Raw genomic sequence first — 14,200 nt, 5'->3', positions numbered from 1 at the left:
ACGGTCCTGGGCGACCGCGTTCGGCGGTCGGCCGTCGCCGCGGTCAGTAGGACTGCAACTCGACCAGGTTGCCGTCCGGGTCACGCAGGTGCGCCGTGCGCAGTCCGGGTCCCCAATCCGGGCGATCCTGCGGCTCGGCCACGACGGTCGCGCCATGGGCGACGAGCGTGTCCGCCGCCTCGTCCGTGTCCGCGACCCGCATCACGAGCATCCCCCGGTCCTGTGCCGCGGGCGCCTCGGGCAACGCGTCGGTGCCGACGGCCTCGGCGATCGTCGCGCGCGAGTAGAGGACGAGGACCGCCTGGCCGTCGAGGTCCCAGTTGGCGTAACCCGCCTCGGGCAGGCACTTCACCGGTTCCACGCCGAGCAGATCGCGCAGCGCGCCGGTCCAGAAACGGGAGGCGGTCTCGAAGTCGCCCACCAGGAGGCGGGGATAAAGGGCGTCCATGCGGTGATCGTACGACCGTCCGTGAGGTGATCATTCGTACGGCGGCGTGGTCCGCGCGGGGCAGTCCGGCGTGCGTGCGGGGGAGTTGTGCGCCGTTCGCGCCGGGCACCGGGTCCGGCGGGCGGTCTTAGGATGGCGCGGTGTTGGTGAAGTGGATTCGCTGCCGTGTCGTGGACCGGGTGGGGTTCGACCAGGGGCAGCGTCAGTGGGCGGGGTTGCGCGGCGAACCGGGGTTCCGGGGCCAGGGCGGCGGATGGGCGCGCGGACAGCGTGAGGAGGCCCATGTCTTCTGCTTCTGGGAGAGCCGCGAGTACTACGACAGGTTCATGGCCGGTCCGCACGACGGGTTCGCGCGTGAGCAGGCCGCGTCGTACGACCGCATCGACGTGCGGCTCTTCGAGCAGCGGCAGGAGGTGAAGGTCGGCTTCCGCGCCGACTTCGCGGACGCCGACGTGCTGAGGGCCGCGCACTGCCGGGTGCGCCCGGCGCAGGTCGAGCACTTCATGCTCATGCAGGAGAAGGTGTGGAACCCGGCGATGGCCGGGTCGCCCGGCATGCTGCGGGGGATCTTCGCGGAGGGCGCGGGGAGCGAGTTCCTGGTGCTGTCGATGTGGGACTCGGCGACCGAACGCGGCAAGTACCGCGACGCGGCGGTCGGCCGACTGGAGGAACGCGCCGGGCTGGACGAGGACGTGTTGTCGGTGACGGGTGAGATCGTGGACGTGGTGCGGGACTGGACGGTCTGAGCCCTGAGCCTCCCGGGGCCCGGGCTCTCCGGCCTGATCCCTTCCGGCCGAGCCCCACGGCGACCGTTGTCACGTTCTGCCGGGCTGTGTCGTCCTCTTTCCGTGCCTCCGGGACCGAGGGGGCTGTCGGCGGATGCGGCGGGATCCTGCGGGATCCGGCGCGAGAGGAGCGGTGACGGTGACCGACATGATTCTGGTGACCGGCGGCACGGGCGTCCTGGGAGCGGCGGTGGTCCGGCGGCTGCTCGACGACGGGGTGCCGGTGCGGGTGCTGAGCCGCAGGGCTCAGCGGTCCGAGTCGTTGCCCGAGCAGGTGGAGTGGGCGGTCGGCGACCTGGCGACCGGAGCGGGACTCCCCGAGGCACTCGACGGCGTCACGGCGGTGGTGCACTGCGCCAGCGACTCGAGGCACTGGAAGTCCGACGTCGCCGCGGCCCGGCGGCTGACCGACGCGGCGCGGGCAGCCGGCTCACCGCACCTGGTCTACGTCTCGATCGTGGGCGTCGACCGCGTCCCGTACGGCTACTACCGCGCCAAGCTGGAGGTCGAACGCCTGCTGGAGGCGTCGGGCCTGCCCTGGACGGTGCTGCGGGCGACGCAGTTCCATGACCTGGTGCTCGTGGTCACCCAGTGGCTGGCGCGGCTGCCCGTCGTCCTGGTCCCGGCGGGCGTGCGGACCCAGCCGGTGGACGTCGCCGAGGTCGCCGACCGCCTGGCCGACCTCGCGCGGCACGCCCCCGCCGGACGCGTTCGCGATCTGGGCGGACCCGAGGCGCTGACCGCCGCCGACGCGGTGCGGGCGCTGCTGCGGGCGACCGGCCACCGCCGCCCGGTGGTCTCCGTGCCCCTGCCGGGCAAGACGATGCGCGCGGTGCGGCGGGGCGGACTGCTGGCCCCCGGCCGACGGGCAGGCGGCAGCTTCGCGGACTTCCTCCGCCACGCTCCGTTGGACGACCGCCGGTACGGGGCGGCACGGCGATGAAGGGGTGCCGTCTGCGGCGGGCGGGGTGAGGGGGCGGAGGGTCGGCGTCGGCAGGGCGGGGTCGGCAGGGGGGCCGGAATCGGCAGGTGGACGGAATCGGGGCAGGGCGGGGGTCGGCGCGGGCGGGGTGCGGGGTCTCCGGGGCGTTCTGGGCGTCCGCGGCCCCGCGGGGCGCGTCGTCGCACGTCACACGGTGAGTTTGCGCACAGAACGATTGACCAGGATGGGGCGTGATGTCAGAGTTTCCGTCGCCATGACCGTTGACCCCCTTCTTTCTCCCCGTTTCGAGCGAGCCCTCGCCAGCCTGCGCTGCCTGTCCGTGGGCGACGCGCTGGGCTCGCAGTTCTTCGTACCGTCCAACTACCGCAGGCTGCAGAAGGGCGAACTGCCGCCCGGCCCCTGGCAGTGGACCGACGACACGGAGATGACCTGCTCGGTCGTGGCCGTACTGGCGGAACACGGCCGGATCGACCAGGACGCCCTGGCCCGTTCCTTCGCCGAGCACCACGACGTCGACCGCGGCTACGGCCCGGCCGTCAACCGCATGCTGCGGCAGATCCGGCAGGAAGGCGCCGACTGGCGCGAGCTCGCCGCCGCCCTCTTCAACGGTCAGGGCTCCTGGGGCAACGGCGCCGCCATGCGCATCGCCCCGGTCGGCGCCTGGTACGCGGACGACCCCGAGCAGGCCACCCACCAGGCGGAGATCTCCGCGTACACCACGCACCAGCACCGCGAGGCGGTCGTCGGCGCGATGGCGGTCGCGGCCGCCGCCGCACTCGTCGCCTCCCCCAACGGCCCCGAGGACCCGGCCGACCTGCTCGGCGCCGTACTCGACCTCGTACCGCGCAGCGCCGTGCACGCCGGACTGCGGCGCGCCCGCGACATGCTCGACTACGCGGACGTGGCCACCGTCGCGGCCGTGCTGGGCTGCGGCCGTCGCACCAGCGCGCACGACACCGTGCCGTTCGCCCTGTGGGCTGCCGCCCGGCACCTCGACGACTTCGAGACCGCGCTGTGGACGACCGCGCGGGCCGGCGGCGACGTCGACACCACCTGCGCCATCGTCGGCGGCGTCCTCGGCTCCCGGCCGGGCGGCGCCGCTCCTGACGTCTGGCAGCGCCACACCGAGCCCCTGCCCGACTGGCTCCCCGCATCCCACCCACGCGACTGACGACCCGTCAACTGCACTCCCGCCCGCCGGACCGCCATCCCCCTGCCGCCGCCCCGACCGCCGGGCGTAGGCTGAGCACTGTCATGGCCTACGAACCACCCACCCACACCGTCGAACGCTCGATGCGCGCCACCCTCGGCGTCAAGGTCGTCGCCGGCATCGACGAGGTCGGCCGCGGCGCGTGGGCGGGACCGGTCACCGTGTGCGCCGCCGTCACCGGACTGCGCCGGGCACCCGAGGGCCTCACCGACTCCAAGCTCCTCACGGTCAAGCGCCGCACCGCGCTCGCCGGCCTGCTGGCCGACTGGGTCACCGACCACGCCCTCGGCCACGCCTCCTCCGAGGAGATCGACGAACTCGGCATGACCGCGGCCCTGCGGCTCGCCGCCACCCGCGCGCTGGACGGCCTGGCTGTCCGGCCCGACGCGATCATCCTCGACGGCAAGCACAACTACCTGGGCGACGCCTGGCAGGTCCGCACCGTGATCAAGGGCGACCAGTCCTGCGTTCCGGTGGCCGCCGCGTCGGTCCTCGCCAAGGTGTTCCGAGACGCGCGGATGGCCGAACTGGCCCCGGACCATATTCCGTTCGGTTTCGCCGAGAACGCGGGGTACCCTTCGCCGGTGCATCGCGCAGCCCTTGAGGAGTGGGGTCCCACTCGGCACCACCGCGTCTCCTGGGCTTTCATGGACGGGCTGCCCCGCTGGCGGCACCTGAAGAAGGTCCGCGTCCTGGACGAACTGGACAAGGCCGACGGGGTCGAGCAGTTGGACCTCGGTTTCTGACCCACCCGCCGCTGTGCAATCGCAGTGCGTTTGATAAACAACTCACCATGCCTCTCTTCCCTGAGGAGCCACAGATTCACGAGAGTGTTCCGGGCCCCCGCGCCGTAGCGGGAGGTACCCGTACTCCGCAGGCCCCCCGGCCCGTTCCGGTTCCCGGCCCCCGTCCCGCTCCGCGTCCGGCACCTCCGCGCGCCGCCCGCACCCACCCCGCTCCCGGCCACCCCGGCACGGCCCGCCCCACGGCGCCCGCTGCCCCGGCACGGGAGGGCGGCACCTCGGCGCAGGTCCAGCTGGTGCCGGCCACCGACGCCACCGCCGTGTCGGCCGCCGACGACGCGGTCGACGTACTGCTGGACGCCGGACGCCCACCGGCCGACATCCTCGTGCTGACCTCGGGTGAGCCGCACCCGTGGGCGCAGCACGAGCTGTCCTTCGGCGAGGACTCCTACTGGCGTCAGCAGGACGAGGGCGACGACGTCTTCTACGCCCAGGCCACCGCCGAACGCGTCCGCAAGCGGCTCGCCGTGGTGCTCGCCGTCAACGGAGGCACCGACGAGGAGTCCGCCGCCGCGCTTCCGGCCGCCATGGCCCACGCCACCGAACTCCTGGTCGTCTGCGGCGACCCGGAGCGCCTTCGCACCCTGCTCTGACCGCGGGCCCTCGCTGTCCGGCGCCCACCGCCGTGGCATGCGACCGGTCCGCGGCCGGGGCGGCTCCCCGGGTCAGCGGGCCACCTGCCGTCGCACTCCCTCCGGCGCCCCCACCGGGGAGCGCAACGTGCCGTGGCCCGAGGCCCGCTCGGCCCAGGACCCTGAGTGGGGGGTACGGCCACCTCGTCCGTCCCCCAGCACCTGCCAGCCGTCCCGGGTCAACGTGACGTAGGCGCCGCACCGCAGCCCGTGCAACGTGCACGCGTCACGCAGTCCCCACATCCAGGCGCCGTCCGCCTCCGTCCAGCCCGGCGTGCCGTCCCGGCACACCAGCAGCACGGTGGTGCGCACCGGAGCCCGCAGCCGCAGGTCGTGCGGGATGACGCGGCGCAGGTTCGCCAGGATCGCGTTGCGGTGCTCCCAGCCGTCCCTGCGTGTGGCGCGCTGGGTGAACGACGCGCTGGCGCACGCGCGACCGTCAGGATCGAAGACCGCCACGACGGCTGAACCCGGTGACGGGAGATGCCGGTCGCACAGCTCCTTGACGACCTCACGAGGGTTGCCCAGCAGGGGGACCGCGGAGTCCTCCCACTCGTCGGGATCGAGCGTGCGGGTCAGGGAGGGAACGGTGTCGAGACGTGTCTTTGGAGCGAAACCGAAAGCCACGGTCCTCCCTTCGTCCGCGTACGCGCGCCCTGCGGCCGGGCCTGGGCGCACGCCGCTGCTGAGGCTCGGTGAGCCACGTGGGGGTCCCGTCCAATTCTTCCTTCCGTACGGACGGGCGGCAATGAGCAATTACCGCCTGACAGCACACCTGGGGACTTCCGTCAGGCGGCACACTGCTCCCGACGGCCGCACGCCGGGCCGTACTCCGCATCACGACGGACAACCGATGCGCTGAGTGAAACCCCTGGTCACAGAGGCAGTTGAGTATCGACGCGCCTCGTGTGACGCGGCTGACGGAGGGGGCCTCCGGCGTTTGGCGTGAGCGGGGCCGGGCCGGAGTGTCGTTCGGCATGGCTCAATCACCTCCTGTTCTTAACACCGAGTTCACAGGGTCGTTCGCGGCGGGCGGCGGGCGGCGGGCGGCGGGCGGCGGGCGGCGGGGTGGCGAGTGGCGAGCGGTCGCACCTTTGGCGGCGGCCACGGTCGACGCCCGCTCCCCGCCGTCGGCCTTTCGTCGCGCGGGCGCGGTGGCGCCTACGTCTCCCCGTGGCTCCGCCCGACAGCTGGCTCCGTCAGCCCTGGGCGGCCAGGACCAGCGGCAGTACCGCGCTCGCACCGGACCGCAACAGCATGCGGGCGGCGACGGCGAGGGTCCAGCCGGTCTCCGTCATGTCGTCGACCAGCAGCACCGGCCCACCCAACTGCCGCAGGTGGTCCGCCAGTTCGGCGGGGACACTGAAGGCACCGTGCAGAGCCCGCAGCCGCTGGGCGCTGTTGCTGCGCGATATGCGTTCCGGGGCGACGTCGTCGGCGTACTCGACCCGGCCGAGCAGCGGCATCCGGCCCACCTCCGCGATCCTTACGCCCAGCGACTCGATCAGACCCGGCCGGGTGCGCGAGTCCACCGTCACGACGCCGACCGGACGCGGCGGGGCGTCGGGCGCGCCACTCGCCCACCCGCCGGGACCCTTGGCCCAGTCCGCCAGGACCCGCACCACCGCGTCCACCACGTCGTCCCGCACCGGCTCGTCCGCGGTGCCCTCGGCGAACAGCGGGCGCAGCCGGTTGCCCCACCCGATGTCCGAGAGCCTGCCGAGCGCCCGGCCGCTCGACGCCTGCTCGCTCGCCGGGATGCGCCCCTTCAACTCGACGCCCACCGCGGGCATGCCGGTCGGCCACATACGGCGCGGCTCGATCTCCACTCCCGGTCGGCCGAGCGCCGCCCGGGCGGCGTCCAGAGCGTCCGCCGAGACCTCCGCGGAGAAGCGGGCTCCCACGCAGTTGTCACAACGACCGCACGGCGCGGCCTCCTCGTCGTCCAACTGCCGCCTCAGATACTCCATCCGGCACTCGGTCGTCGTGGTGTAGTCCCGCATCGCCTGCTGTTCGGCCGCCCGTTGCCGGGCCACCCAGGCGTACCGCTCGGCGTCGTACGTCCATGGCTGCCCGGTGGCCGTCCAGCCGCCGCGCACCCGGCGTACCGCGCCGTCGACGTCCAGCACCTTGAGCATGATCTCCAGCCGGGAGCGGCGCAGGTCCACCCGTGCCTCGAGTGCCGGCAGCGACAGCGGCCGGTCGGCGGCCGCCAGCACCTCCAGCGTCCGGCGCACCTGCTCCTCGCCGGGGAAGGCCAGCGAGGCGAAGTACCGCCAGATCGCCTCGTCCTCGAGCCCCGGCAGCAGCAACACGTCCGCGTGCTCGACGCCACGGCCCGCCCGGCCCACCTGCTGGTAGTAGGCGATGGGGGAGGAGGGCGAACCGAGGTGCACGACGAACCCGAGGTCCGGCTTGTCGAACCCCATGCCCAGCGCCGACGTCGCGACCAGCGCCTTGACCCGGTTGGCTTGGAGATCCGCCTCGGCGGCTCGTCGGTCGGCGTCTTCCGTGCGTCCCGAATAGGAGGCGACAGAGTATCCGCGCTGCCTGAGGAACGCGGTGACCTCCTCCGCCGCGGCCACCGTCAGGGTGTAGACGATGCCTGATCCCGGCAGCTCGTCGAGGTGGTCGGCCAGCCAGGCCAGGCGCCGCGCCGCGTCGGGGAGCCGCAGCACACCCAGTGCCAGACTCTCGCGCTCCAGCGGTCCCCGCAGTACCAACGCCCCTTCGTCCGAGCCACCTGACGGACCGCCCGTGCCGAGTTGCTCGGCCACGTCCGCGGTGACCCGGGCATTCGCCGTCGCGGTAGTGGCCAACACAGGCGTACCGGGCGGGAGTTCGGCGAGCATGGTCCGCAACCGACGGTAGTCGGGGCGGAAGTCGTGTCCCCAGTCCGAGATGCAGTGGGCTTCGTCCACCACCAACAAGCCCGTGGTCGAGGCGAGTTTGGGCAGGATCTCGTCGCGGAAGTCCGGGTTGTTCAGGCGCTCAGGACTCACCAGCAGGACGTCCACCTCGCCCGCCGCGACCTGCGCCTGCACGTCGTCCCACTCCTCGACGTTGGCCGAGTTGATGGTGTGCGCGCGGATCCCGGCCCGGGTCGCCGCCTCGATCTGGTTGCGCATCAGGGCGAGCAGGGGGGAGACGATCACCGTGGGCCCGCTGCCGCGCTCGCGGAGCAACGCGGTCGCGACGAAGTAGACCGCCGACTTGCCCCAGCCGGTCCGCTGGACGACCAGGGCTCTGCGGCGCTCGGCCACGAGTGCCTCGATGGCCCGCCACTGGTCCTCGCGCAGCCGCGCGGTGCCGGTCGTGTCGCCGACGAGGCGGCGCAGGACGGCATCGGCGGCGGTCCGCAGTGATTCGCTCATGGCTCCATGCAACCCGATGCCACTGACATCGGCGAGCCCCGGGTCCAGGGCTGTGGATAACTCGTCCCCCGAACTGGTGACAGGCTTGCAACCAGCTCATCCTATGAAAATGCCCGAGTTATCCACAGGGCTGGTGCGGTGCGGCCAGGCACGAGATCTTCGCCCCATGACACAGCACATCGAACCCTCGATCCCCAGTCCCCTGCACCGTCCGCACTCCACCGGGAGCCCGCTCCCGGCCGTGCGGCCCGCAGACGACGTCCCCGCAACCGAGTCCGGTCCTCCCGGCCGCGCAGCCGCGCAGGCGGTCGACCGGACGGCGGCGAAGTCCCTCTCCAGCCCCGAACCCTCCGACTCCATCTCCGATTCCCCGAAGCGCAGGGCGGGGTCGGGGGCGCGGGCGGAAGGACGGGCCTCGGGCAACAGCGCGCCCGTCTCCCTGCCCCCGGCCGCCGCGCCTGACCGGACGACCGCCGCGGTCTTGTCGCAGGAAGGCAACAGGGTCGTGGGCTCAGGTCGAGGTGAGAGGACTGTGGGCTCCACGCAAGGCGACAATGCCGTGGGCTCCGTCCAAGGCAACAGTGCTTTGGGCTCCGCCCAAGGCGACAGCGCTGTGGGCTCCGGCGGACCGCCGGGTGCCAAGGACGCACACGCCGAGCAGCCGGGCGTGCCCACCGAAGACACCGACCCGCACGCGGCACAAGGAGTCACGGATTCCCCCTCCCCGAACTCCGTCTCACCGAACTCCGTCTCCCCGGACCCCGTAGGCTCCTCCGGCAAGTCCCCCCGACGCCTGCGGGAAGCGGCCGTCGTCCCTCGCGAGGAACCACGCGTCACCCTGCGCGGCCCGGCGGATCTCGCGGAGGCGTTGCCCTTTCTTCTGGGCTTCCACCCGGACGACAGCATCGTGCTGGTCGCTCTGCACGGTTCGCAGGGGCGATTCGGCGACCGGTTGAGGGTGGGCATCCCGGCGCAGGAGGGGGAGTGGCCGCATCTGGCGGCCCAACTCGCGGACAGCGCGCTGCACAGCGGTGCGCGTCGGGGCCGCCCCGAAGGCATCGCCGTCTTCCTCTGCCAGGATCCGAGGAACGGCGAGGCCCCGCACGCCGCCATGGAACGGCTGCGCCCCCTGGCCCAGCATCTACGGGTGGCGTGTGGCGCACTCGACGTGCCGGTGCTCGAGGCGCTGTGCGTCTCGGCGGGCCGGTGGTGGTCCTACTGCTGCCCGGACGAGACGTGCTGTCCGCCGGAGGGCACCCCGATCAGCCGGGGCGGCACCTCGGTGCTGGCGGCGGCCGCGGCGTACGCGGGTATCACGGTGCGTGGTTCGCTCCGGGAGATGACAGCCCGCCTCGCGCCACTCGACGGCACGAGGGCGGTCGCGCAGGTGCGCGCGTTCGACGACTCGTACTCCCATCTGGTGCCCAGGATGCTGCGGGACGCCGACTGCGAGACGGTGCGTGACGAGACGCTGGCCTTGGCCGGCGCGGCGCTGGAGCGCTTCCGTGCTGCGCCGGCCCGCGGAGAGGACGCGACCAGCGACACCGAGGACGACGCACTGCTCGGCGACGACGAGGCCGCGACGATCATCGTCGGTTTGCAGGACCGCGATACCCGTGACCGGGCGGCGGAGTGGATGGAGGGCACGGAAGCGGTCCCCGCGCTGCGCCTTTGGCGGGCCCTGGCACGCCGTTGCGTCGCACCCTACGACGGTCACGCCGCCGCGCCGCTGACCCTTGCGGGCTGGGTCTCGTGGGCGACCGGCGACCAGCCCGCCGCCCGTCTCGCGTTCGGGCGGGCACTCGACGCCGACCCGGACTACACCTTCGCCCGGCTGCTCCACCAGGCCTGCAACCGAGGCCTCGACCCCGAACCGCTGCGCCGGTGCCTGCGTGAGGAACGCGGCAAGCGTCTCGAGCGCATCGTCGTCCAGCGGCGTGGGGGCGGTGCGGGCACAGCCCCGAAGGGCAGGCCGGACAGCGCGACGCGGCCTGCGGCGACGGCGCGCTCCCGCAGCCGGATCCGCACGCGCCGTTCCCCGGTGCCACCGACAGGAGGCGATCGCGAATGAATCCGAGCCGACCCGCCCCTACGGCATCCGACGGCCGTGGACGCCGTTCGGTCAGGGACCATCGGGCATCCGAAAGCCGCGGACGCCGTACGGGCAGGGAACATCGCCAGCACCGGCTTCTCAGACATCCGAGGCGATCGTGCCTGCGCCGACTCCTCGGGTGCCTGAGGCCGCCGTGCCTACGCCTCTCCCCGCGCCAGCCGGATCAGCCGATCCAGGACGCGGCCGTCGCTGACGTGCAGGCCGTCGTGCTCGAACTCGTCCGTCACCCACGTCCGCAGACCCCGGACCGAGGCGGCCGTTTCGAGCGAGTGCGCGGTGTCGACGTACATGTCGTCGTGGTAGACGGCAGCGGCCACCGGGACCTCGTTGCGCCCCAACTGACCGACGTCGTACAGGTCGGGCCACTCCTCCCGCTCGGCCAGCGCGTGAGCCACCTCCCGCAGGGGTTCGAGCGCGGGGTCGGTGGTGAACATCCAGGGGTAGATCATCTCCCCGGTGAAGAGCACCGGTTCGCCGCTGGACAAGGCCTCGTCCGCGTCGAAGCGAGGGAATTCGGCGCGCACGGTATCGGCGGACCACCCCGTGCCACGGGTGGAGACCGAACGCTGCCCGTAGATCGACTCGTGCAGGACCGCGTAGAGGGGGTTGGAGGCGAACGACAGGTGGTTGTGGACGTCGGCCAGGAAGGTGTCGGAGAGTTCGCGGCCACCCGGTCCACGGAGGAAGGCGTCCTCCAGCAGATAGTGCAGGGTGTGCGAACCGCTGCCGCGTCCCAGCAGCATGCCGAGCGACTGGACGGCGGCCGGGGTGAGCAAGCCGCCGTTCGGCAAACGCACTTCGCGCTTGCGAAGATGCTCGGTGACCGCCCGAGCGGTCGCGATGTCCTCGGGGTAGCGTTCGTAGTGGCGGCGGTTCTTGCATTCCACGCGCGGGTAGGCCGCCCGGTACACCTGCTCCGCGTCCCGGTCCAGTCCGGCGAGGCCGCCGGTGATGAACACCTCGCGCAGCCCTTGCGGGGCGAACGACAGGTAGGTCAGGGAGCAGAAGCCGCCGAAGCTCTGCCCGAGCACCGACCAGCGGCCCTCCTCGCCGAGGAGTTGACGCCTGATCAGCTCGCAGTCGGCGACGATGGAGTCGGCTCTGAAGTGCGCGAGGTACGCAGCCTGCGCGGCGACGTCACCTCGCCGGGGCAGCGTCTGCCGGTTCGCCGGGGCGGAGCGCCCGGTGCCGCGCTGGTCGAGCAGGAGCACGCGGTAGTCGTCGAGCGCTCGGCGCAGCCAGGAGTCACGTCCCACCGGTCGGGGAGACCGCCCGCCCGGGCCGCCTTGCAGGTACAGGAGCCAAGGCAGCTCGTCGTGTTCGCGGCCCGTGGCGACCACCTCGCGGGCGTAGACCTCGATGTGTTCCCCGGCGGGATCGCGGTGGTCGAGCGGAACGCTGAAGGTGTGGTCGGTCAGGACGGTTCCCGGCTGGCGGTGGACGGCCATCGATCTCCTTCTGGGCCTGGTGCCGAACGGTCGTGTCGGGCGTGCGTCGGCGGCGACACGCGCCCTGGCACCGTAATCGCCCGCTCCGATGCCCGCGCGACCCCGTCCGCCTCAGTCAGCCTGCATGCGGCTCCGCCCTGTCCGCCCCGGCCGGCCTTTGCCTCCCCCTCCGCCCCGCCCTACCTCCCACCAGCCCGCCCCAGGGTCCGGCCTGCCTGCCTCCGGACCCACCTCGCCTACTTCCGGCCGCCTACCCCCGGCCCCCGTCATGCCCACCTCGCCGCACGCCGACCCCACCTCGGCCGCACGCCTGCACCCACCTCGACACCACCCCGGCCTCACCCCGCGCCCCCTCCGGGGACCGCCGCCAGACCCAGGCCGACCATGCGAGCATCGCCACGCCGCACGTGCTGGGGAACACGCTGTTTATCGTCAGGCAGACGACTATGATCACGCCATGTCGCCCTACGACCCGTCGGCCCATCCCCCCTTCGCTGTCACCGTCGACCTGGTCGTGCTCACCGTGCGCAGGCACGCGCTGTGCGCGCTCGCCGTTCGCCGAGGGGAGTCCCCGTACCAGGGGCAGTGGGCGCTGCCGGGCGGGTTCGTCAGGACCGACGAGAATCTCGCGGAGGCCGCCGCACGGGAGTTGGCGGAGGAGACCGGGCTGCGCGCCCAGCAGTCCGCGGGGACGTCCCCCGCCGGGACGCCGGGCCCGTACGGCGGCAGCAACGGCGCGCACCTCGAACAGCTCGCCACCTACGGCGACCCGGATCGTGATCCGAGGATGAGGGTGGTCAGCGTCGCGCACCTGGTGCTCGCGCCCGACCTGCCCGCGCCGCGGGCCGGGGGAGACGCGAGTGGCGCGCGATGGGCGCCCATCGACGACCTGTTGCAGCCCGAGCAGTCGGCGCCGCTCGCCTTCGACCACGCGCGCATCCTCGCCGACGGCGTGGAGCGCGCCCGGTCCAAGATCGAGTACTCGTCGCTGGCAACAGCCTTCTGCCCGGCGGAGTTCACCGTGGGGGAGCTGCGCAGGGTGTACGAGGCGGTGTGGGGAGTCGCTCTGGATCCGCGCAACTTCCATCGGAAGGTGACCGGGACGCCCGGCTTCCTGGTGCCGACGGGCGGCACGACGACGCGGCAAGGCGGGCGTCCCGCACAGTTGTTCCGGGCGGGCGGAGCGACGTTGCTCAACCCGCCGATGCTGCGTCCCGAGGTGTGAGTAATGAGTCCGATCGCCAACAACGGCCGCACGTAAGGGCGTTGAGGTGACGAGCGGTCAGGTCGGCCTTGAGCTGCGCGGACGTTGAGTACCGCATGAGTGCGAAGTTGCGCTGCGGATGTTCGTAACTCCCCTGAGTTCGCACGATTCCTTACGATAAAGCGTCAATTGTGCAGGAAGGGGCGATCACCCTTTCGTGTGCTTTTCAGCAAAGCCCTCAAGGCTGCCGGATGGATCGCCGACAAATGATGCGTGAGTACCCTTGCGCACACCATGATGACCGCGGCCCGCTCCGCCGACACCGGCGTCGCCGGGCCCGGCGACCTCGACCGCTACCCGTACGCGGACGCCCCTGGCAGCGAACGCGCCGGAACCCCCAACTGGGACGGAGTGGACACGGAGATGGGCCGGGTCGGCCGCCGCGCGAGCGGCAGCCGAGGCCGTGGCCTGCACGGCCAACTCGTCCAGCAGCTCGGCCAGATGATCGTCTCCGGTGACCTCGGGGCCGACCGCCCGCTCGTTCCCGAGGAGATCGGTCAGCGCTTCGAGGTCTCCCGTACCGTGGTGCGGGAGTCGTTGCGGGTGCTGGAGGCCAAGGGCCTGGTCAGCGCCCGGCCCAACGTCGGCACCAGGGTCCGGCCGGTGAGCGACTGGAACCTGCTCGACCCCGACATCATCGAGTGGCGGGCGTTCGGGCCGCAGCGTGACGACCAGCGCCGCGAACTGTGCGAACTGCGCTGGACGATCGAGCCGCTGGCCGCCCGGCTCGCGGCCGGACACGGACGCGAGGACGTGCAGCAGCGTCTCGCCGACATGGCGGAGATCATGGCGCACGCCGTCGCCCAGGGAGACTCCCTGACGTTCTCGCGGGCGGACGCCGAGTTCCACGCGATCGTCCTCCAGGTCACCGGCAACCGCATGCTGGAGCACCTGTCCGGCATCGTCTCCTCCGCCCTCCACGTGTCCGGCGGGCCGGTCACCGGCTGCGACCGGCCGACCGAGGCGGCGGTCGGCCTGCACGCGTCCATCGTCGAGGCGCTCGCCACGGGGGACGGCGCGGGGGCGGAGGCCGCGATGCGGCAGCTGCTCACCGCGCACCCCGAGGTCGACCACGTGGTCCCCGCGCCCCGCGAGCACTGACCACCGCCTCGCCGCGCCCTCGTTCGTCGCCCGGTCGACCGCTCGTCGACCGACCGCGTTCGACGCGTGGGACCCGCTC

The 14,200-nt window shown here is 72.6% G+C and carries 12 protein-coding genes; 8 read left to right on the top strand and 4 right to left on the bottom strand.

The window, feature by feature from the left end; genetic code table 11:
• Positions 1-43 precede the first annotated feature (43 nt).
• Positions 44-448, bottom strand: a complete 405-nt coding sequence (locus tag K7472_RS20295) for a VOC family protein (protein WP_222979920.1) — start codon at positions 446-448, stop codon at positions 44-46.
• A gap of 140 nt (positions 449-588) precedes the next feature.
• Here K7472_RS20295 and K7472_RS20290 point away from each other — a divergent pair, with 140 nt between their 5' ends.
• The 5 genes from K7472_RS20290 (at position 589) to K7472_RS33500 (ending at position 4,782) form a co-directional block, all read left to right on the top strand.
• Positions 589-1,194: a YdbC family protein gene (locus tag K7472_RS20290; protein WP_222979919.1), complete on the top strand. Its 606-nt coding sequence runs from the start codon at positions 589-591 to the stop codon at positions 1,192-1,194.
• Positions 1,195-1,381: 187 nt separating this feature from the next.
• Complete coding sequence (locus tag K7472_RS20285) at positions 1,382-2,176, top strand: SDR family oxidoreductase (RefSeq protein WP_222979972.1); 795 nt, start codon at positions 1,382-1,384, stop codon at positions 2,174-2,176.
• Between the two features lie 253 nt (positions 2,177-2,429).
• On the top strand, positions 2,430-3,347 hold the full coding sequence (locus K7472_RS20280; protein ID WP_222979918.1) for an ADP-ribosylglycohydrolase family protein: 918 nt from the start codon (positions 2,430-2,432) through the stop codon (positions 3,345-3,347).
• 83 nt (positions 3,348-3,430) lie between these two features.
• On the top strand, positions 3,431-4,132 hold the full coding sequence (gene rnhB / locus K7472_RS20275; RefSeq protein WP_222979917.1) for a ribonuclease HII: 702 nt from the start codon (positions 3,431-3,433) through the stop codon (positions 4,130-4,132).
• Positions 4,133-4,425: 293 nt separating this feature from the next.
• Positions 4,426-4,782, top strand: coding sequence for a hypothetical protein (locus tag K7472_RS33500; protein WP_308013998.1), 357 nt, complete (start codon positions 4,426-4,428; stop codon positions 4,780-4,782).
• A 72-nt stretch (positions 4,783-4,854) separates the two neighbouring features.
• On the opposite strand, the gene K7472_RS20265 is transcribed toward K7472_RS33500, so the two are convergent.
• Both K7472_RS20265 and K7472_RS20260 read right to left on the bottom strand, forming a co-directional pair.
• Positions 4,855-5,448 (bottom strand): hypothetical protein, encoded by a 594-nt coding sequence (locus K7472_RS20265; protein ID WP_222979915.1) that lies wholly within the window; start codon positions 5,446-5,448, stop codon positions 4,855-4,857.
• 572 nt (positions 5,449-6,020) lie between these two features.
• Positions 6,021-8,195 carry a RecQ family ATP-dependent DNA helicase gene (locus K7472_RS20260; RefSeq protein ID WP_222979914.1) on the bottom strand — a complete coding sequence of 725 codons (2,175 nt, stop codon included), beginning with the start codon at positions 8,193-8,195 and terminating at the stop codon, positions 6,021-6,023.
• A gap of 667 nt (positions 8,196-8,862) precedes the next feature.
• On the opposite strand from K7472_RS20260, the gene K7472_RS20255 reads away from it, so the two are divergent.
• The gene (locus tag K7472_RS20255; protein ID WP_372458000.1) at positions 8,863-10,266 is read left to right on the top strand and encodes a DUF4192 domain-containing protein; all 1,404 of its coding nucleotides are present in this window, start codon (positions 8,863-8,865) and stop codon (positions 10,264-10,266) included.
• A gap of 179 nt (positions 10,267-10,445) precedes the next feature.
• Here the strand turns inward: K7472_RS20255 and K7472_RS20250 are convergent, their stop codons facing one another.
• On the bottom strand, positions 10,446-11,756 hold the full coding sequence (locus K7472_RS20250) for an alpha/beta fold hydrolase (protein ID WP_222979912.1): 1,311 nt from the start codon (positions 11,754-11,756) through the stop codon (positions 10,446-10,448).
• Positions 11,757-12,213: 457 nt separating this feature from the next.
• On the opposite strand from K7472_RS20250, the gene K7472_RS20245 reads away from it, so the two are divergent.
• Both K7472_RS20245 and K7472_RS20240 read left to right on the top strand, forming a co-directional pair.
• Positions 12,214-12,981 carry an NUDIX hydrolase gene (locus K7472_RS20245; protein WP_222979911.1) on the top strand — a complete coding sequence of 256 codons (768 nt, stop codon included), beginning with the start codon at positions 12,214-12,216 and terminating at the stop codon, positions 12,979-12,981.
• Between the two features lie 252 nt (positions 12,982-13,233).
• On the top strand, positions 13,234-14,121 hold the full coding sequence (locus K7472_RS20240; protein WP_222979910.1) for a FadR/GntR family transcriptional regulator: 888 nt from the start codon (positions 13,234-13,236) through the stop codon (positions 14,119-14,121).
• The last annotated feature ends 79 nt before the right edge of the window (positions 14,122-14,200 follow it).

It is taken from the genome of Streptantibioticus parmotrematis, from assembly GCF_019890615.1.
In the GTDB taxonomy this organism is placed as follows: domain Bacteria; phylum Actinomycetota; class Actinomycetes; order Streptomycetales; family Streptomycetaceae; genus Streptantibioticus_D; species Streptantibioticus_D parmotrematis.
This window is presented reverse-complemented; position numbering and strand designations above follow the sequence as displayed.

Bases quoted from the DNA above. Each gene is read 5' to 3' on its own strand.
- K7472_RS20295 (WP_222979920.1), bottom strand. From the start codon at position 448: ATGGACGCCCTTTATCCCCGCCTCCTGGTGGGCGACTTCGAGACCGCC.
- K7472_RS20285 (WP_222979972.1), top strand. From the start codon at position 1,382: ATGATTCTGGTGACCGGCGGCACGGGCGTCCTGGGAGCGGCGGTGGTC.
- K7472_RS20280 (WP_222979918.1), top strand. From the start codon at position 2,430: ATGACCGTTGACCCCCTTCTTTCTCCCCGTTTCGAGCGAGCCCTCGCC.
- rnhB (WP_222979917.1), top strand. From the start codon at position 3,431: ATGGCCTACGAACCACCCACCCACACCGTCGAACGCTCGATGCGCGCC.
- K7472_RS20260 (WP_222979914.1), bottom strand. From the start codon at position 8,195: ATGAGCGAATCACTGCGGACCGCCGCCGATGCCGTCCTGCGCCGCCTC.
- K7472_RS20250 (WP_222979912.1), bottom strand. From the start codon at position 11,756: ATGGCCGTCCACCGCCAGCCGGGAACCGTCCTGACCGACCACACCTTC.
- K7472_RS20245 (WP_222979911.1), top strand. From the start codon at position 12,214: ATGTCGCCCTACGACCCGTCGGCCCATCCCCCCTTCGCTGTCACCGTC.